General features: G+C 61.9%; 16 protein-coding genes. 10 read left to right on the forward strand and 6 right to left on the reverse strand.

Going from position 1 to position 19,020, the window contains the following annotated elements; all coding sequences use genetic code 11:
• Nucleotides 1–2: 2 nt before the first annotated feature.
• From zigA to C9990_RS00130, 3 genes are read left to right on the forward strand one after another with little or no spacing between them, the layout of a single operon-like run.
• Nucleotides 3–1,211 carry a zinc metallochaperone GTPase ZigA gene (gene zigA / locus C9990_RS00120; protein ID WP_106802250.1) on the forward strand — a complete coding sequence of 403 codons (1,209 nt, stop codon included), beginning with the start codon at nt 3–5 and terminating at the stop codon, nt 1,209–1,211.
• The gene (locus C9990_RS00125; RefSeq protein WP_106802251.1) at nt 1,211–1,855 is read left to right on the forward strand and encodes a DUF1826 domain-containing protein; all 645 of its coding nucleotides are present in this window, start codon (nt 1,211–1,213) and stop codon (nt 1,853–1,855) included. Before zigA ends, C9990_RS00125 begins: the two co-directional genes overlap by 1 nt.
• 44 nt (nt 1,856–1,899) lie before the next feature.
• Nucleotides 1,900–2,862: a GTP-binding protein gene (locus tag C9990_RS00130; protein ID WP_106802252.1), complete on the forward strand. Its 963-nt coding sequence runs from the start codon at nt 1,900–1,902 to the stop codon at nt 2,860–2,862.
• Here C9990_RS00130 and C9990_RS00135 read toward each other — a convergent pair.
• A complete protein-coding gene (locus tag C9990_RS00135; RefSeq protein ID WP_106802253.1) occupies nt 2,856–3,251 on the reverse strand; it encodes a DUF3301 domain-containing protein in 396 nt (131 codons plus the stop codon). The two genes, C9990_RS00130 and C9990_RS00135, sit on opposite strands and share 7 nt — an antisense overlap.
• 117 nt (nt 3,252–3,368) lie before the next feature.
• On the opposite strand from C9990_RS00135, the gene pdxY reads away from it, so the two are divergent.
• Together pdxY and C9990_RS00145 are read left to right on the forward strand one after the other, a co-directional pair.
• Nucleotides 3,369–4,241 carry a pyridoxal kinase PdxY gene (pdxY, locus tag C9990_RS00140; protein WP_106802254.1) on the forward strand — a complete coding sequence of 291 codons (873 nt, stop codon included), beginning with the start codon at nt 3,369–3,371 and terminating at the stop codon, nt 4,239–4,241.
• A gap of 82 nt (nt 4,242–4,323) precedes the next feature.
• The gene (locus C9990_RS00145) at nt 4,324–5,355 is read left to right on the forward strand and encodes a hypothetical protein (RefSeq protein ID WP_106802255.1); all 1,032 of its coding nucleotides are present in this window, start codon (nt 4,324–4,326) and stop codon (nt 5,353–5,355) included.
• A 21-nt stretch (nt 5,356–5,376) separates the two neighbouring features.
• Here C9990_RS00145 and C9990_RS00150 read toward each other — a convergent pair whose 3' ends face one another.
• Nucleotides 5,377–5,859 (reverse strand): acyl-CoA thioesterase, encoded by a 483-nt coding sequence (locus C9990_RS00150; protein ID WP_065902603.1) that lies wholly within the window; start codon nt 5,857–5,859, stop codon nt 5,377–5,379.
• A 291-nt stretch (nt 5,860–6,150) separates the two neighbouring features.
• On the opposite strand from C9990_RS00150, the gene C9990_RS00155 reads away from it, so the two are divergent.
• Complete coding sequence (locus C9990_RS00155) at nt 6,151–7,914, forward strand: cation:proton antiporter (RefSeq protein ID WP_065902601.1); 1,764 nt, start codon at nt 6,151–6,153, stop codon at nt 7,912–7,914.
• 79 nt (nt 7,915–7,993) lie between these two features.
• Here the strand turns inward: C9990_RS00155 and C9990_RS00160 are convergent, their stop codons facing one another.
• From C9990_RS00160 to uvrD, 3 genes are all read right to left on the reverse strand, one after another.
• Nucleotides 7,994–8,401 (reverse strand): SMI1/KNR4 family protein, encoded by a 408-nt coding sequence (locus C9990_RS00160; RefSeq protein ID WP_017739032.1) that lies wholly within the window; start codon nt 8,399–8,401, stop codon nt 7,994–7,996.
• 136 nt (nt 8,402–8,537) lie between these two features.
• Nucleotides 8,538–9,410 (reverse strand): Tim44 domain-containing protein, encoded by an 873-nt coding sequence (locus C9990_RS00165; RefSeq protein WP_065902599.1) that lies wholly within the window; start codon nt 9,408–9,410, stop codon nt 8,538–8,540.
• Between the two features lie 263 nt (nt 9,411–9,673).
• Nucleotides 9,674–11,857, reverse strand: coding sequence for a DNA helicase II (gene uvrD / locus C9990_RS00170; protein ID WP_106802256.1), 2,184 nt, complete (start codon nt 11,855–11,857; stop codon nt 9,674–9,676).
• Nucleotides 11,858–12,136: 279 nt separating this feature from the next.
• Between uvrD and C9990_RS00175 the strand changes: the two genes are divergently transcribed.
• The 3 genes from C9990_RS00175 to C9990_RS32625 all read left to right on the forward strand — a co-directional run bounded on the left by C9990_RS00175 (nt 12,137) and on the right by C9990_RS32625 (nt 16,456).
• Nucleotides 12,137–15,010, forward strand: a complete 2,874-nt coding sequence (locus C9990_RS00175) for an EAL domain-containing protein (RefSeq protein WP_065902596.1) — start codon at nt 12,137–12,139, stop codon at nt 15,008–15,010.
• A gap of 162 nt (nt 15,011–15,172) precedes the next feature.
• Nucleotides 15,173–16,039: a transcriptional regulator HexR gene (gene hexR, locus C9990_RS00180; RefSeq protein ID WP_010168370.1), complete on the forward strand. Its 867-nt coding sequence runs from the start codon at nt 15,173–15,175 to the stop codon at nt 16,037–16,039.
• Nucleotides 16,040–16,258: 219 nt separating this feature from the next.
• A complete protein-coding gene (locus C9990_RS32625) occupies nt 16,259–16,456 on the forward strand; it encodes a PA3496 family putative envelope integrity protein (protein ID WP_106802257.1) in 198 nt (65 codons plus the stop codon).
• On the opposite strand, the gene C9990_RS00190 is transcribed toward C9990_RS32625, so the two are convergent.
• The gene (locus C9990_RS00190; RefSeq protein ID WP_065902594.1) at nt 16,386–17,360 is read right to left on the reverse strand and encodes a LysR family transcriptional regulator; all 975 of its coding nucleotides are present in this window, start codon (nt 17,358–17,360) and stop codon (nt 16,386–16,388) included. The genes C9990_RS32625 and C9990_RS00190 overlap by 71 nt on opposite strands.
• A 195-nt stretch (nt 17,361–17,555) precedes the next feature.
• On the opposite strand from C9990_RS00190, the gene C9990_RS00195 reads away from it, so the two are divergent.
• Nucleotides 17,556–18,971, forward strand: a complete 1,416-nt coding sequence (locus tag C9990_RS00195) for an acetyl-CoA carboxylase biotin carboxylase subunit (protein ID WP_003195732.1) — start codon at nt 17,556–17,558, stop codon at nt 18,969–18,971.
• Nucleotides 18,972–19,020 lie beyond the last annotated feature (49 nt).

Consider the following 19,020-nt stretch of genomic DNA (forward strand, 5'->3'; position numbering starts at 1 on the left):
TGATGCCCAATCGTCTCCCCGTTACCGTGTTGTCCGGCTTTCTCGGCGCCGGTAAAAGCACGCTGCTCAACTACGTCCTGCGCAACCGCGACAACCTGCGCGTGGCCGTGATCGTCAATGACATGAGCGAAATCAATATCGACGGCAGCGAGGTGCAGCGCGACGTCACTCTCAACCGGTCCGAAGAAAAACTGGTGGAGATGAGCAACGGCTGCATCTGCTGCACCTTGAGGGAAGACTTGCTCGAGGAGGTCGGAAAACTCGCCAAGGAAGGTCGCTTCGATTACCTGCTGATCGAATCCACCGGCATTTCCGAGCCGTTGCCCGTGGCCGAAACGTTTACCTTCCGCGACGAAAACGAGCAAAGCCTGGCCGACATCGCGCGCCTGGACACCATGGTCACCGTGGTTGATGGCATGAATTTCCTGCTCGACTACCAGGCCGCCGAAAGCCTGGCTTCACGCGGCGAAACCCTTGGCGAGGAAGACGAGCGCTCGATCACCGACCTGCTGATCGAGCAGATCGAATTCGCCGACGTGATCCTGATCAGCAAGATCGACCTGATCAGCAGCCGTGAGCGTGAGGAGCTGATGGCGATTCTCGAGCGCCTGAACGCCCAGGCGGAAATCATCCCGATGGTCATGGGCGAAGTGCCGCTGCACAAGATCCTCAATACCGGCCGTTTCGACTTCGAACGTGCAGCGCAGGCCCCGGGGTGGCTGCAGGAATTGCGCGGTGAGCATGTGCCGGAAACCGAAGAGTACGGCATCGCCTCCACCGCCTATCGCGCGCGCCGTCCGTTGCATCCGCAGCGCTTTTTCGACTTTATCGACCGCCCATGGGTCAACGGCAAACTGCTGCGCTCCAAGGGCTTCTTCTGGCTGGCCAGCAAGCACCAGGACGCGGGCAGCTGGTCCCAGGCCGGCGGCCTGATGCGGCACGGCTTTGCCGGTCGCTGGTGGCGTTTCGTGCCAAAAAGCCAGTGGCCCCAGGATGAAGAAAGCGTCGCGGCGATCATGGGTAACTGGCAATTGAGCACTGGCGATTGCCGTCAGGAACTGGTGTTTATCGGGCAGAACATCGACTTCGCGCGCCTGCGTGCCGAGCTCGATGCCTGCTTGCTCACCGACGAAGAACTGGCCTTGGGCGTCGACGGTTGGCGCTTGCTGGACGATCCCTTTGGCCCTTGGTATGACGAGGCGGCCGCCTGATGCTGGCCCCGGTTATTCCGCTGCGCCCGGTGATCCGCCAGACCCGCGGCGAAACCCCGCTGGCGCTGTCCGACATCCTCGAAGACGGCGTCAACCTGGCGCTGTGGCAGCGCCAGCTGCCGCTGCACATTGCCGAGTTCGGCGCGTTGCTGGTGGCGCTCAATGAGCCGTTGGCCGATTCGCTGGTCGTGGAGTTGAGCCGCGAAGACGCCGCGCCGAACTTGCAGGGCCTGGCGTCCAGTTGTCGCGATCTTGAAGGCTATGAAGGTTTTATCGCTGATGTGGCGTGGCTGGTCAGCGCGTTTGCCTGCCTGCTGGGTGCCAAGCGAATCGGTGTGCGCCTGCGCCTGTTGGACAAGGCCATGTGCCCGCGCTTTCACGTGGACCATGTGCCGGTGCGGCTGATCACCACCTATGCCGGGATCGGCAGCCAATGGTTGCGCGAAGGTGTGATGGACCGTCGCCTGCTGAGCCGGCCGGAGGCCGAGCCTACCGAGCGAATCGAGCAGATTCACTGCGGCGAGGTGGCCTTGCTCAAGGGCACGAAATGGCATGGCAATGAAGGTCATGGCCTGATCCATCGCTCGCCCGCCCTGAAGATGGATGAACGCCGCTTGATCCTGACGCTGGATTGGCTGGCATAACCGCGTAGGATCTAGCGTTCTACACGGTCTGAATGAAGCGTCTCATGCTGCAGAACATTCCCACCCACGTGATTGCCGGACCTTTGGGCGCCGGCAAGACCAGCCTGATCAAGCACCTGCTCGCGCAACGCCCGGCCAACGAGCGTTGGGCGGTATTGATCAACGAGTTCGGGCAGATCGGCCTGGACGCTGCGCTGCTGACCCAGGATGACGACGGCATTGCCTTGGGCGAAGTCGCCGGTGGCTGCTTGTGCTGTGTGAATGGTGCACCGTTCCAGGTAGGCCTGGGCCGTCTGCTGCGGAAGGCCAAGCCGGATCGGCTGTTTATCGAGCCCTCCGGCCTGGGGCACCCGGCGCAGTTGCTCAAGCAATTGCGCCAGGCGCCGTGGCAGAACGTGCTGGCGGTTCAGCCCTGCGTGCTGGTACTCGATGCCCAAGCCCTGGCGGCGGGTAAACCGTTGCCACCGGCGCAGCAGGAAACGCTGGCCAGTGCCGGGCTATTGGTATTGAACAAGGATGAGATGCTGGATGCCGTGCAGCGCCAGGCTGTCGAACGGCAGTTGCCGGATTGCCCGGTGTACTGGACCCGCCAGGCCCAGTTACCACTGCAGCAGCTACCCGGATTAAGCGCACAGGCCGCCGCCGCGGTGGATAACTTCGCCGTGCCCGAGGGGCTCGCGCAACTGCCGGCGATCTGGAACGATCCCACGCTACCGATTTGCTTGAGCCAGGCCCAGGAAGGCGGTTGGAGTATTGGCTGGCGCTGGCACCCGAGTCAGCAATTCGATGCCGTGCGGGTATCCGGATGGCTGGAAAGCCTGGAATGGCGCCGCGCCAAGCTGGTTATCCACAGCGCCGAAGGCTGGATGTCCGCCAACGCCGTGGATAACGCTTCGCTTGCCTGGCAACCCAGTGAATGGCGCCGCGACTCGCGGATCGAATTGATTTTCAGCGCACCACAGGACGTGGCCGCGTTGCAGATGGCGCTCGCGGCCTGCCGTCAGTGACGATTCTTGGCCGCGTGGTCCTCGCGCCATTGGCTCAGCTCAATCACATCGGCACTGGGCAATGGCGTCTTGATCTCGAACGGGTAGGGCGCCAGTTCGATCTGCGCGCTGTGGGCGCCGAACTGGGTGATCGTCCCCGGATGGCGGGTCTCGCCGGTGACGGTGAATTCGAAATTGTAGATGCGCGCCAGGCGTCGCCGACCACTGGCATCCTTCACAAAACCGATGCGCTTGAGCGCCACCGCACCGTCGAGCAGCTCGATATCGAGCTTGGCGCAATGCTGCTTGACCCGTTCCAGCGCCCGCTCGCGCAGGCCGTGGTTGTGCCACACCCAGGCGGCAGCGGTCGCCAGCAGCATCAACACGAAGATGTTTCCCAGGGTCAGCATGCAAAGAACTCCAACAAAGTGAGAGCAGCTTAACTGTGTCGCCGGTCTGTCGTACAGGCTGCGTTTAGTCGCATACTGCGCGGCCAGAATTTCAATGGCTTTACGGAAATCTCCCGCATGAAACGCACACCTCATCTGCTTGCGATCCAGTCTCATGTGGTCTTTGGCCACGCCGGAAACAGCGCTGCCGTGTTCCCCATGCAGCGGGTCGGGGTGAATGTCTGGCCGCTGAACACCGTGCAGTTCTCCAACCACACCCAGTATGGCCAATGGGCGGGAGAAGTGTTGGCGCCGCAGCAGATTCCGGCGCTGGTGGAAGGCATTGCCGCGATCGGCGAGCTGGGCAACTGCGACGCGGTATTGTCCGGTTACCTGGGCAGTGCGGACCAGGGGCGCGCGATCCTCACCGGTGTGGCGCGCATCAAGGCCATCAACCCCAAGGCCCTGTACCTGTGCGACCCGGTGATGGGGCATCCGGAAAAAGGCTGCATCGTGCCGCAGGAAGTCAGCGATTTCCTGCTGGAAGAAGCGGCGGCGATGGCCGACTTCCTGTGCCCCAACCAGCTGGAACTGGACAGTTTTGCCGGACGCAAGCCGCAATCACTGTTCGATTGCCTGGCCATGGCCAAGGCGTTGCTGGCGCGCGGGCCGAAGGCGGTACTGGTCAAGCACCTGGATTACCCCGGCAAGTTGCCGGATGGCTTCGAGATGCTGCTGGTGACCGCTGATGGCAGCTGGCACCTGCGCCGGCCGCTGCTGGCGTTTCCGCGCCAGCCGGTGGGCGTCGGCGACCTGACCTCCGGGCTGTTCCTGGCGCGTGTGCTGCTCGGCGACAGCCTGTTGGCGGCCTTCGAATTCACGGCGGCGGCAGTGCATGAAGTGCTGCTCGAAACCCAGGCCTGCGCCAGTTACGAATTGGAGCTGGTGCGCGCCCAGGACCGCATCGCCCATCCGCGTGTACGCTTCGAGGCCACGCCCATCGGGTTGTAGGCCTCCGCCGGATTGAGCCAGGCCAAGAGCGTCCGGTATTATCGGGCGCTTCTTGTCCCCCTGTGCTTTTCAAGGAAGATCCATGTCGCCATCCCTTAGGGTTTTCTCCGCGCTCAGCCTGGCCTCGCTGCTCAGTGCCTGCAGTGTCAACGGCAGCTACCCGGACGCCACCGAACCTGATGCGGCGAAGCTGCGCTTTATCTCCAACACACAGAACTCCACGCTCGATCTCTTCGATGCGCAGCACTGCGCAGGCCGTACCACCGGCATGCTCAACAACTTCATGATGGCCGATACCCGGCGCCGCGCCGACATGAGCGTGCCGCCGCCACCGAAAACCCGTGGCCTGCTGGAAGTGAAGTTGCCCGCCGGCCAGCCGCTTTTTGTGCGACTCAACACCAACGGCGGCTCCTACGTATGCGCCAAGGCGTTCAATTTCACGCCCGAAGCCGGCAAGGAATATGAAGTGACCTTCGACGTCGACGGGAGCAACTGCATTACCACGTTCCGTCGCCTGTCACGGTTCAATGGCAAAGACGCGCGTACGCCACTGCCAATGTTCGAAACCCCGTTGCTGGCATGCGCAGGCAGCACGCCGATGTTCCCCAGGCAGCTGCCCGAAACCGCCCAGCGCACAGCGTTGATCAACACCATCGTCGACACCAACGTGCAGCTGTTCAAAATGATGAACCCTGATACGCCGGCCGAAGCACCGACGACCGCCAAAGCCCTTGAGGAGCAGATTGCCAAGCGCAAGGTGGCGATGGGATCGTTTACGTTGCCGCAGGATTACTGGGCTCAATATCGCCAGAACTACGCACTGTTGAATGAAGAGGCTGCAGCCCAGCAGACACGCACGCTGGGGTTCTATAAGGAGGTTTATCGCTTCCGGCTCACGCTTATCGAGGACGCGGTGCTGCAACAGTGGCTGAACCCGACGGACCTCGGCACGCGCGAGCGGGTCAAGGCCAACGACAAGATGATGACCACGTACTACACCAATACACGCACGTCAGTGATGATCGAGGTGCTCAACCATCACATGGAGCGCATGAGCCAGTTGGACCAGCGCTTTGATGTCTGTGCCCACTACGACAAGTGCTGGCACCTGTAGGCGTGGGCGCGCTCGCGCTTACTAGGCGTCTGCCTTGATCTCCTGGTAGCGCTTCTCCAGCTCCTGGCGAATCTGCCGACGCTGCTGGGCCTGCACGAACCGGCGCTTGTCTTCGCTGTTGTGGGGCTGCAGTGGTGGCACGGCGGCGGGTTTGCGCTGGTCGTCCACGGCCACCATGGTGAAGAAGCAGCTGTTGGTATGGCGCACCGAGCGTTCGCGGATGTTCTCGGTGACCACCTTGATGCCCACTTCCATCGACGTGTTGCCGGTGTAGTTGACCGAGGCGAGGAAGGTCACCAATTCGCCGACATGGATCGGTTCGCGAAAGATCACCTGGTCGACCGACAACGTGACCACATAGCGACCGGCATAACGGCTCGCGCAGGCGTAGGCCACTTCGTCGAGGTACTTGAGCAGGGTGCCGCCGTGGACATTGCCTGAGAAGTTGGCCATGTCAGGGGTCATCAATACCGTCATCGACAGCTGGGCGTTTCCGGGTTCCATAGCACACTCACGGGTTGTAGGCATTGGTTGGGGGGCACCTCTGCGGGTGCTGGAATCTTTGCAGCGCCATCCTTTACGGGACGCCGGTGGGCGGCTTGCCGTCACGCGTGCACCGATCTGTTTCCATATATTGCACCGGCTTTCCGGCGGAAGTCGCGGTGTTAACCTTCAAAAGCCCATCTCAGGGCATTTCTTACGATCAAGGCAGACTCTTCCTCTCGCTCTTTGCGACCGTTCAAAGGCGCGGACGGATGCAGGAAGAGCGCCAGTACCCTCAAGGAGCCCCTCGCCATGCACGCCATCAGCTTTATCCAGGACCTGGCCGTGATCATGTTGGTGGCCGGGGTTGTCACCATCCTGTTTCACCGCCTCAAGCAACCCGTGGTGCTGGGGTACATCGTCGCCGGCTTCATCATCGGCCCCCATACGCCGCCTTTCGGCCTGATCCACGACGAAGACACCATCAAGACCCTCGCCGAGCTGGGGGTGATCTTCCTGATGTTCTGCCTGGGCCTGGAATTCAGTCTGCGCAAGCTGTTCAAGGTCGGTGCCACGGCGTTTATCGCGGCGTTCCTGGAAATCATCCTGATGATCTGGATCGGCTACGAGATCGGCCGCTGGTTCGACTGGAATACCATGGACTCGCTGTTCCTCGGCGCAATCCTGGCGATCTCCTCGACCACCATCATCGTCAAGGCACTCAATGACCTGAAGATGAAGAACCAGCGCTTCGCCCAGCTGATTTTTGGCGTGCTGATCGTGGAAGACATCCTCGGGATCGGCATCATTGCCTTGCTGTCGAGCATTGCCGTCAGTGGCACGGTCAGCTCCGGCGAGGTGTTCTCCACGGTCGGCAAGCTCTCGCTGTTCATGATCGTCGCACTGGTCATCGGCATTTTGCTGGTGCCGCGCCTGCTGGCCTACGTAGCTAAGTTTGAAAGCAACGAAATGCTGCTGATCACCGTACTCGGCCTGTGTTTCGGCTTCTGCCTGCTGGTGGTCAAGCTGGAATACAGCATGGTGCTGGGCGCGTTCCTGATTGGCGCGATCATGGCCGAATCGCGCCAGTTGATTAAGATCGAACGCCTGATCGAGCCGGTTCGCGACATGTTCAGCGCCATCTTCTTCGTCGCCATTGGCTTGATGATCGACCCGCAGATCCTGCTGCAATACGCCTGGCCGATTGCGGTAATCACCGTGGCGGTGGTGCTGGGCAAGATGCTGTCCTGCGGCCTGGGCGCGTTTATCGCCGGCAATGATGGCCGGACCTCACTGCGCGTAGGCATGGGCCTGTCACAGATTGGCGAGTTTTCCTTCATCATCGCCGCGCTTGGGATGACCTTGCAGGTGACCAGCGACTTCCTGTACCCGGTGGCGGTTGCCGTTTCGGCGATCACCACGTTGCTCACGCCGTACCTGATTCGCGGTGCCGACCCGTTGTCGTTGAAGATTGCCGCCGTGATGCCCAAGCGCCTGAGCCGGGTGTTTGGCCTGTATGGCGAGTGGCTGCGCAGTATCCAGCCGCAGGGTGAGGGTGCGATGCTGGCGTCGATGATTCGCAAGATTATCCTGCAAGTGGGGGTGAACCTGGCGCTGGTGGTGGCGATCTTCTTCGCCGGCAGTTACTTCGCGGCGCGCATTGGCGGGTATCTGGAGGGGTGGATCAGTGATCCAAGCTGGCAGAAGGCATTGATCTGGGGTGGGGCGCTGCTGTTGTCGCTGCCGTTCCTGATTGCGGCTTACCGCAAGCTCAAGGCGTTGTCGATGTTGCTGGCAGAGATGAGCGTGAAGCCGGAAATGGCCGGGCGGCACACCCAGCGTGTACGACGCGTGATCGCCGAGCTGATCCCGCTGTTGTCGCTGCTGGTGATCTTCCTGCTATTGGCGGCCTTGTCGGCCAGCATTCTGCCGACCAACAAGTTGCTGGTGCTGATCGCCGTCGTCACGGCCGCAGTGGCGGCCGTGCTCTGGCGGTGGTTCATCCGCGTGCATACGCGCATGCAGGTCGCCTTGCTGGAGACCCTGGATAACCACAAGGACACGCCGGAGCATTGAGAGCAACGGTGGCGAGCTTGCTTGCGCTGGGCTGCGCAGCAGCCCTGAACAGTGATCTCGCCACACACGCCTTGTGGGATCAGCTTTCCAGCCAGACGTCCCGTGCCCAGTGCCACACCGATTCCCAGGTTTCTTCGGTGACGAGTTCTTCTTCGCCGGACCACAGCACCACGGTGCCGTCTTCTTCGACGCAGTAGTAGTCGTCACCGTCCTGGCAGATCGGGATCATGCTGCGATCAACGCCGGCATCCCAGGCGTTGGCGGCCACGTCGGGCAGGTAGGTGTGGGATTGCGGGTCGGTGACGGTCACCGGCTCCAGGCTGCCGTAGACCACGTCGCTGACGGTCAGCAGGAATTCGCGGAACACAAACGGGATGTCGATGAACAGTTGTTCCTCGATTTCCACCAGTTGGTCTTCGTCAGGCAGTTCCAGAGGAACCGGGACCGGTTCGTTGGCTTCACGCAATTGTTCGATGATTTCTTCCACGGCCGGGATCCTCTTGCTAGATGGCGCGGTTTATAGGGGCGTTTTATACAGTAGCTCGCTATAAGTGCAACCGTGAAATAGAAAACCCCGGACAGGTCCGGGGTTTTTTGTTACGGCTTGCTCAAGCGCGCGGGTATCAGCCGTTCTGGCGGATACCGGCGACCAGCCAAGGCTGGTTGTCGCCTTGGGCGCGTTCCATGTTCCAGCTTTCGCTGAACACTTCGCCCTGGTCGAAACGCGAGGTCTTCGACACACCGCTGAAGGTCAGGGTGGCGATGGTCTTGTCGGCGCGGTCATCCACACCTTCCAGCTGTACGCGCAGGTCGTCGATGTAGGTCGACTGGAAGGCGTCGCCCAGGTCGGCGCGTTCGCGTTTGAGGAACTCCAGCAGTTGTGGGGTCACGAACTCGGAGATCTTGTCCATTTCGTTGGCGTCCCAGTGCTGCTGCAGGGACTGGAAGTGGCTGCGGGCCGCTTCGACGAAACGCTCTTCGTTGAACCACGCCGGTGCGTTGATCACCGGACGGGCGGCGGCAGGCGCTGCCGAACCACCGAAGATCGAACCCATGGCTGGCTTCTGCTCGAACACTTCACGCTGCATCGGCGCGCCGGCTGGAGCCAGGTGCTCCTGCTGCTTGCGTCGACGGGCGGCGATGAAGCGGAAGATCACAAAGGCGATGACCGCCAAGATCAGGATGTCGAATATCTGCATGCCCTGGAAGCCGCCGCCCATGAACATGGAAGCGAGCAGGCCACCGGCCGCGATACCGGCCAGAGGGCCCAACCAGCGCGAAGCACCGCCGGCCTTGGCCGCGGCGCCAGCAGCACCGGCTGCGCCTGCGGTGGCGGCTGCACCGCCCATGCCGCCGGCAGAAGGAGCCATTTGGCTGGTCTGGTGAGTCGGTGCCGAGCCCATGCTTTTGCCGCCACCGAAGCGCTTGGCGTTGGCGTCGAGGCTCATCGTCAGGCCGATGCACAACGCCATGGCGATGCTAAGAAAACGTTTCATAAAGGGAATTCCCATTTGTGGATTGCACGCGCGCCATGTTGCACAGGTGTAGTGACAGTGGCTAGCGACATAATGTTTCGGGCTTTTGCGTAAGACCGAATCAGAATGGTCTGTAGGACTTAATACAGATATTGGCCCGTGCAGGTGAAAAACAAGGGAGGGTCACAATTCTTCACATTGTAGGAGCTGGCTTGTCGCCCCGCAGCGATGGCGGTCTTAGGACCGCCATCGCCAGCAAGCTGGCTCCTACAAGGGGAAGGGTGTCAGATGGCTTCGAGCTTCGCGTAGCCCATCATCAGCCATTTGCTGCCTTCAGCGAAATTCACCTGCACCCGTGCCTGGGCGCCGGCGCCTTCGAAGTTGAGGATCACGCCTTCGCCGAAAATCGCATGCTTGACCTGTTGGCCCAGGCTGAACGGGGTTTCCGGGATTTCGGAACCGGCAAACAGGCTGCTGGAGTTCTGCTGCTGGCCACCACCGAACGGGCGGCTGACGCTGTTGGACAGGCGCACTTCCTGGATCAGCCCCTTCGGCACCTCACGGACGAAACGCGACACCTTGTTGTAGGTCTCGCTGCCGTACAGGCGTCGGGTCTCGGCGTAGGTCATCACCAGGTTCTGCATCGCCCGAGTAATGCCCACGTAGGCCAGGCGGCGTTCTTCCTCAAGGCGGCCAGGCTCTTCCAGGCTCATCTTGTGCGGGAACAGGCCTTCTTCCATGCCCACCAGGAACACGTAGGGGAATTCCAGGCCCTTGGCGCTGTGCAGGGTCATCAGCTGGATGCTGTCTTCATGCTCATCGGCCTGGGTATCGCCGGCTTCCAGCGAGGCATGGCCGAGGAAGGCCGCGAGCGGGGTCAGCTCTTCGTCTTCCTCGGTGTTCTCGAACGCACGCGCGGCGCTGACCAGTTCCTCAAGGTTTTCTACTCGGGCCTGGCCTTTCTCGCCTTTTTCCGCTTCGTGGTAGGCGATCAGCCCGGATTGCTCGATCACGGTCTGGGTCATCAAGTGCAGGGGCATTTCCGAGCACTTGGCGGCGAGGTTCTCGATCAGTTCGACAAACACGCCCAGTGCCCCGGCAGCGCGGCCGGTCAGGCCTTTATTGGCGATCAGTAAGCGCATGGCTTCCCACATCGACACATCGGCGTGGCGGGCGTGGTCGCGGATCGCTTCCACGGTTTTTTCGCCGATGCCGCGGGCCGGGATGTTGATCACCCGCTCCAGCGCCGCGTCGTTGCCACGGCCTTCGAGCAGGCGCAGGTAGGCCATGGCGTTCTTGATTTCGGCCCGCTCGAAGAAGCGCTGGCCGCCATAGATGCGGTACGGGATGCGTTCGCGCAGCAAGGCTTCTTCCAGCACCCGCGACTGGGCGTTGGAGCGGTACAGAATCGCGATATCGCTGCGCGCCAGGCCGGTCTTCAACGCGCTTTCGATGGTTTCCACCACGTAGCGCGCTTCATCGTGCTCGTTGAACGCGGCGTACAGGTTGATCGCCTCGCCTTCGCCGCCGTCGGTCCACAGCTCTTTGCCCAGGCGCCCGGTGTTATTGGCGATCAGGGCGTTGGCGGCCTTGAGGATGCCGGCGGTGGAGCGGTAGTTCTGCTCCAGGCGGATGGTGACCGCGTCCGGGAAATCTTCGGAATACTGGTAGATGTTCTCGATTTTCGCGCCACGCCAGCCATAGATCGACTGGTCGTCATCGCCCACCACCATCAAGCTGTCGCCGCCCTTGGCCAGCAGGCGCAACCAGGCGTACTGCACGGCGTTGGTGTCCTGGAACTCGTCCACCAGGATATGCCGGAAGCGTTTCTGGTAATGGGCCAGCAAGCCTGGGTTGTCGCGCCACAGGTCGAGGGCGCGCAGCAGCAGTTCGGAGAAGTCGATGACGCCGGCCCGCGCGCAGGCGGCCTCGTAGGCTTCATAGATGCTGCGCATGGTGGCCAGGAACAGGTCGCCGCTGGCCTGGATATGTTGCGGGCGCAGGCCTTCGTCTTTCTGGCCGTTGATGAACCATTGCGCTTGCCGCGCTGGCCAACGCTGTTCGTCGAGGCCCAGCTCGCGGATCACGCGCTTGACCAGGCGTTGCTGGTCATCGCTGTCGAGGATCTGGAAGGTCTGGACCAGGCCCGCTTCCTGCCAGTGCGCCCGCAACAGGCGGTGCGCCAGGCCGTGGAAGGTGCCCACCCACATGCCGGCCGGGCTGATGCCCATCAACTGCTCGATGCGATGGCGCATCTCGGCAGCGGCCTTGTTGGTGAACGTCACCGACAGGATGGAGTGCGGCGACGCGTTCTCGACCTGGATCAACCAGGCGATACGGTGCACCAGCACTCGGGTTTTACCGGAGCCAGCACCGGCCAGGACCAACTGACGGCCAACGGGGGCGGCTACGGCCTGGCGTTGGGCATCGTTGAGGGAGTTCAGCAAAAGGGAGAGATCATCGCGCATCGGCGCATTCTAGGGTGCCGGGGGGGCTCGGGCAAATCCCAATGCCGGGCGGGCGACGGAAAACATCCAGGCTGATCCGCGCCGGGCAAACATTCTGCATCGGGTGATGACTGGTCGGTCAATGGCCGCAGCCCCCGCCGTGTCTCGCTCAAGCCGTCTGGCGCCTAGGTTTGCGCTGGATAAACGTGAGGTTTTTATGACGTGGAGCAGTTTGGCCCAAGCGCGTGCTTGTGTATGCTCCGTCGACGTTTCGGGCTCACCATTATAAGAACACTGCCTATGACCCTCAGCACCGACCTGTTCGGCCCCACGATGGCGCCCGCGCAGGTCATCCACAAACATTACGCCACCGAGATGGCGGTCGAGCGCACGCGCCTGCTCTACCAGGGCTCGTTGCTGCCTACCTTATTAATGCTGGTCAACGGCCTGGTCTGCGCCTGGCTGCTGTGGAACCCCAAGCAATACCTGCTGGACAGCATCTGGCTGGTCTGGCTGCTGGCGTTGGTGGCGATGCGCGTGATCCAGGTGGCGGCGTTTGACTCGGCCATGCCCAGCCGCCAGGCCCAGCCGATCTGGCGTCGCATGTTCATGCTGGGTTCAGCGGTCAGCGGGCTGACCCTGGCCGTCGCGGCCATCGCGCTGGTACCGGTGGACAGCTTTATGCAGCAGGCCTGGGTCTTTGGCCTGATCGGCGCCGCGACGCTGTCGGCCAGCGTGGCCTATGCCGTGAGTCTGCCGGCGTTCCTGTCCTTTTCCCTGCCGTGCCTGGTGCCGGCCATCGCGTACCTGTTCTGGAACGGCGCCCCGCAGCAACAAGGCTGGGGTGTCCTCGGCCTGATCCTGCTGGCGTCCTTGAGTGTGGTGGCGTGGCAGGTCAATCGCTTGATCCAGCGCGGGCTGCTGCGACGCTTCCAGAACCAGGCGCTGATCGAGCATCTGCAACAGGCGCAGCAGCGCAGCGAACAGTTGAATCAGGAACTGGTGCGCGAAGTCGAGCAGCGTCGCCAGGTCGAACAGGAACTGCGTGAAGCGCAGATCGGCCTGCAGGACCGCGTGGCGCAGCGCAGCCAGGAACTCGACGCCGCCAGCCTGGCCCTGAATAAAAGCGAGGCGCGCCTGGCCATGGCCCTGCAAGCCAGCGAACTGGGCCTGTGGGACTGGAACCTGCAGACCGACGAGGTCCACCACACCCAGCTCAAAGAGTTGTTCGGCCTGGAACCCGAGTACGTCACGGCGATGCTCAGCCACCTCAAGCCGCGCCTGCACCCCGAAGACCTGCCGTTGCTCAAGCGCGCGCTGGTGGAGCACCTCAAGGGGCGCAGCGAGGACTACCAGGTCGAATACCGCGTGCGCCATGGCGATGGCCATTGGGTGTGGATCGAAGACCGTGGCCGCGCCGTCGAGCGCACGCCCAGCGGGCGCGTCACGCGCATGCTCGGTACGCGCCGCGACATCAGCGCCGGCAAGGCCCTGGAAGAACAGCAGCGCCTGGCCTCGACGGTATTCGAGGCCGCCAGCGAAGGCATCGTGATCCTCGATCCGGATTACGCGTTGATTGCGGTCAACCAGGCCTTCAGCCGCGTCACCGGCTTCGACATCGATGACATGCTCGGCCGCAATGTGGTGGAGCTGCCCAGCAGTCGCGATGCGCGGCGCCACTTCCCGGTGATCCGCCAGGCGCTGCTCAGCCACGGCACCTGGCAGGGCGAACTGGTGGAGACGCGCAAGAACGGCGAGCTGTATCCGCAGTGGCTGCAACTGAACGTGGTGCGCGATGTTCGCGGAAAAGTCAGCCATATCGTAGGGTTCTTCGCCGATTTGTCCGCGCGGCGCGAATCCGAGGAGCGCATGCGCTACCTCACGCATTACGATGAATTGACCGGCCTGGCCAATCGTTCGCTGTTCCGCGAACGGTTGCGCGAAGCCCACCAGCGCGTGCGCCTGGGCGGGCGGAGCCTGGCGCTGCTGCACATCAACCTCGACCGTTTCAAATTGCTCAATGACAGCCTCGGCCATGAAGTCGCCGACCAGCTGTTGCAGAAAATGGCGCGGCGCTTGATCAACGCCTTGCCGGAAGCCGACACCATTGCGCGGCTGTCCGGTGATGAATTTGCCGTGCTGTTCGATGCCTATGGCAACCTCTCGAGCCTGGCGCGGGTGGCGACGCGGCTGCTGGCCAAGTTGCGGGTGCCGGTGACGGTGGAAGGGCACGAGTTGGTGGTCAGTGCTTCGATGGGGGTCAGCCTGTTGCCGGATAACGCGCGGGAAATTTCCGCGCTGGTCAGCCAGTCGAACATGGCCATGCAACATGCCAAGCATTTGGGCGGCAACAATTTCCAGTTCTACACCGACAGCCTGCAAGCCAGCACCCTGGAGCGCCTGCAGCTGGAAAACCACCTGCGCAAGGCCATCGAGGAGCGCCAACTGACGGTGTTCTACCAGCCGAAACTGTGCCTGGCCACCGGCAAGCTGAATGCCGCCGAAGCGCTGATTCGCTGGGAGCATCCGCAATGGGGCATGGTGCCGCCGGGGGACTTTATCGGCCTCGCCGAAGAGACCGGCCTGATCGTACCGCTGGGCGAATTCGTGCTGCGCCAGGCCTGTTGGCAGGCGTGTGAGTGGCAGCGCCAGGGGCTGGCGCCGATCCGGGTGTCGGTGAACCTGTCGGTGCATCAGTTGCGCCAGGGCAAGCTGGTCAGCCTGGTACGCCAGGTGTTGGAAGAGACCGGGCTGGACCCGCAATACCTCGAGCTGGAGCTGACCGAGAGCCAACTGCTCGACAGCGTCGAACACATCATCGCGACCTTCCAGCAGCTGCGCGACCTGGGTGTGAAGCTGGCCATCGACGATTTTGGCACCGGTTATTCATCCCTCAGTTACCTCAAGCGCATCCCCGTGGACTACGTGAAGATCGACCAGACCTTCATCCGGGGCCTCGGGCAGGGTCGGGAGGACGCAGCGATCACCCGGGCGATCATCGCCATGGCGCATGGGCTGGCGCTCAAGGTGGTGGCCGAAGGCGTGGAAGATCAGCAACAGCTGGATTTCCTGCGCGGCGAGCGTTGCGACGAGGTGCAGGGCTACCTGATCAGTCGGCCGATGGCGGCCGAAGGGCTGGCCGATTTGTTACGGAAAAATGCAGTTTTTCCTTAGCCGCACGGCTTCAACCCCAGCGGCTACAATTCGGCCGCCCTTAGATTCAAAGGCGGACAGGGCGATTTAGTGATGCATCGGACGGGCAAAACGACAATTCTTGTAGTATAACTACAAGCTTGCTACATCCCTGGCACCTGCCAATAACAAGAGTCCTGCCCTTTGAACCTGTTGCAACATATCGCCCAGTCGCGCCACCTGTTACGCAAATCGGAACTCAAGGTTGCCGATCACGTGCTGCTTGACCCTGCGGCAGTGATGCACAGTTCCATGGCCGACCTGGCTCACAGCGTGGGCATCAGCGAGCCGACCATCGTGCGCTTCTGCCGCGCCATCGGTTGCTCCGGGTTCCAGGACTTGAAACTCAAGCTGGCGCAAAGCCTGGCCGCCGGTGCGAGCTTCGGCCAGTTTGCGATTCATGAAGACGATTCCGTCGCCGACTACAGCCTGAAAATCTTCGACACCACCTTGCACACGCTGATGGAAGTGCGCGAGAAGCTTGACCCGGTGGAGCTGCAAAAGGCCGTGACCGCCATGTCCCAGGCCCAGCGCGTCGAGTTCTACGGCTTCGGTGCGTCTGGTGCGGTGGCCGCCGATGCCCAGCACAAATTCTTCCGGCTGCTGCTCACCGCAGCGGCCTACAGTGACCCGCACATGCAGGCCATGTCGGCGGTGACCTTGAAGCCCACCGACGTGGCGATCTGCATTTCCCAGTCGGGCCGTTCCAAGGACCTGCTGATCACCGCCAACCTGGTGCGTGAAAGCGGCGCGACCCTGATTACGTTGTGCCCGAGCCAGACGCCGTTGGCGGAGCTGTCCACGGTCAACCTGGCGATCGATGTGCACGAAGACACCGAGATCTACACCCCGCTGACCTCGCGCATCGCCCACCTGGTGGTGATCGACGTGCTGGCGATGGGCGTGGCAATGGCGCGCGGCCCGAGCCTGGTCAACCACCTCAAGAGTGTGAAGCGCAGCTTGCGCAGCCTGCGTCTCTCGCCCAAATCAGTCAAAGCCCTCGACGATTAATCAGGTGTACACAGATCGATGTGGGGGCTGGCTTGCCTGCGATGGCGGTCTGTCAGCTCGCGCATTCATTGACTGAACTACTGCTATCGCCGGCAAGCCAACTCTCACACAGGATGTGCACAGCGCCTGAAGATTCATCGTCCTGTAACCCCCGCGCCGCCAAACCGTCATCCCCCAGGGCCATCCTGAACTCCCCGTACTCGCATTGGGAGACTGAAAATGGCCCGGCACTACGAAGACAGCAACAGCTCCGTCAAAACCCGTCGTCAGCAGGAAGACCAGCGCCGCATGGCGTTCCGTCGTGCAATCGAAGACCGCTGCGACGAGCGCCAACTGCAGCAGAGCATCACTGACTACCCGGAACTCCACTGGCAGGCACCCTTGGCTGCCCAGCGAAACGCTCAGCCAACGCGCTGATCTGCACCCGTTCGCTGCGGATAAAGCCCAGGAACGCATGGGCCACCGGTGACAGGCGCTTGGCCTTGGCCTGCACCAGGCACCAGCTGCGATACAGCGGCAGTTCTTCCACCGGCAGCTCCTTGAGCCCGCCGGTGGCCAGCTCCAGGTTGACCGCGTGGCGCGTCAGCAAGGCCACGCCCAACCCGGCGTTCACGCATTCACGCTGCGCCTCGGCCGAGGCCACTTCCACCGTCTGGGTGAAGTGCACGCGTTTCTCCTTGAAGTATTCCTCGCACGCCAGCCGCGTACCGGAACCCGGTTCGCGCAGCAGCAGTGTGTAGGGCTCCAGGTCCTGCAGGCGCAGCGGGCCTTGCAGGCTCAACGGATGTTCAGGTGGGGCCACGGCCACGATCGGGTTGTTGAGGAACGGCAGGAATTCCAGGCCCATGTCCTGGGGCACCATGGACATGATCACCAGGTCGTCGCGGTTGTCCGAAAGCCGTCGAATCACCTGGGCGCGGTTGACCACCGTCAGGTGCAACTGCACCTCCGGGTGCTGGCGCTTGAAAGCCGCAAACAGGTGCGGCACGAAGTATTTGGCGCTGGATTCCACCGCCAGTTTCAACTGGCCCTGCAGCGAGCCTTGCATGTCCGACAGCTGCATATCGAGGTTTTCCAGGCGCCCGAAAATGTCCCGGCTGGCGCGTTGCAGGGCTTCGGCGGCTTCGGTCATATAGAGCTTCTTGCCGACGTAATCGAACAGCGGCTGGCCGATCAGCTCTTCCAGCTGACGAATCTGTAGGCTAACGGCCGGTTGCGTAAGCGACATTTCCTCGGCTGCACGGCTGTAGGAACGCAAATCGCACACTTCATTGAAGATCTGCAATTGACGTAATGTCATACGCATCAATGACTTACGCATTATTTTGTAATCCCGGCCTACCCCTGATGCATCGACTATAAGTCTTTACTTATACACAGCCCAATAATTATTGATTTTTGTTAATCCCTGTTGGGGCTTAGTGTGTGTCTCGCGACTGTCATGAAACATTTGGTCACGCGCCGACCCGGATCCAGTGGGTTGAAGACGCAGCAATCGGCTCAAGGGAATTTCCAAGTGATAAAAAAGATCCTGATCGCCAACCGTGGTGAAATTGCCGTACGAATCGTGCGTGCCTGCGCCGAGATGGGCATTCGCTCGGTCGCGGTCTATTCCGACGCCGACCGTCACGCGTTGCACGTCAAGCGTGCCGACGAAGCCCACAGCATCGGGGCCGAGCCCCTGGCCGGCTACCTGAACCCGCGCAAGCTGGTGAACCTGGCCGTGGAAACCGGCTGTGATGCGCTGCACCCCGGCTACGGTTTCCTCTCGGAAAACGCCGAACTGGCAGACATTTGCGCTGAACGCGGGATCAAGTTCATCGGCCCGTCGGCTGAAGTGATCCGTCGCATGGGCGACAAGACTGAAGCGCGCCGCAGCATGATCAAGGCCGGCGTGCCGGTCACGCCGGGGACTGAAGGCAACGTTGCCGACATCCATGAAGCCCTGACCGAAGGCGACCGCATCGGCTACCCGGTGATGCTCAAGGCCACGTCCGGTGGTGGTGGTCGTGGTATCCGCCGCTGCAACAGCCGTGAAGAACTCGAACAAGCCTTCCCCCGCGTGATTTCCGAGGCCACCAAGGCCTTCGGTTCGGCGGAAGTGTTCCTGGAAAAATGCATCGTCAATCCCAAGCACATCGAGGCGCAGATCCTCGGTGACAGTTTCGGCAACGTGGTGCACCTGTTCGAGCGTGACTGCTCGATCCAGCGCCGCAACCAGAAGCTGATCGAAATTGCCCCCAGCCCCCAACTGACCCCGGAACAGCGCGCCTACATCGGCGACCTGTCGGTGCGCGCGGCCAAGGCGGTGGGTTACGAGAATGCCGGTACCGTGGAGTTCCTGCTCGCCGAGGGCGAGGTGTACTTCATGGAGATGAACACCCGGGTGCAGGTGGAACACACCATCACCGAAGAAATCACCGGGATCGACATTGTCCGCGAGCAGATCCGCATCGCCTCGGGCCTGCCGCTGTCGGTCAAGCAGGAAGACATCCAGCACCGTGGCTTCGCGTTGCAGTTCCGCATCAACGCCGAAGACCCGAAGAACAACTTCCTCCCCAGCTTCGGCAAGATCACCCGTTACTACGCGCCCGGCGGTCCCGGCGTGCGCACCGACACGGCGATCTATACCGGCTACACCATTCCACCGTTCTACGACTCCATGTGCCTGAAACTGGTGGTCTGGGCGTTGACCTGGGAAGAAGCCATGGACCGCGGCCTGCGTGCCCTGGACGACATGCGCCTGCAAGGCGTGAAGACCACCGCCGCCTACTACCAGGAAATCCTGCGCAACCCGGAATTCCGCAGCGGCCAGTTCAACACCAGTTTTGTCGAAAGCCATCCTGAACTGACCAACTACTCGATCAAGCGCAAACCCGAAGAGCTGGCCCTGGCCATCGCCGCCGCCATCGCCGCCCACGCAGGCTTATAAATAAGCAGCTGCAAGTTGCAAGCGGCAAGCTACAAGTTAAAGCGGATCA

It is taken from the genome of Pseudomonas sp. S5D5 (assembly GCF_003013355.1).
Taxonomy (GTDB): Bacteria; Pseudomonadota; Gammaproteobacteria; order Pseudomonadales; family Pseudomonadaceae; genus Aquipseudomonas; species Aquipseudomonas aylmerensis.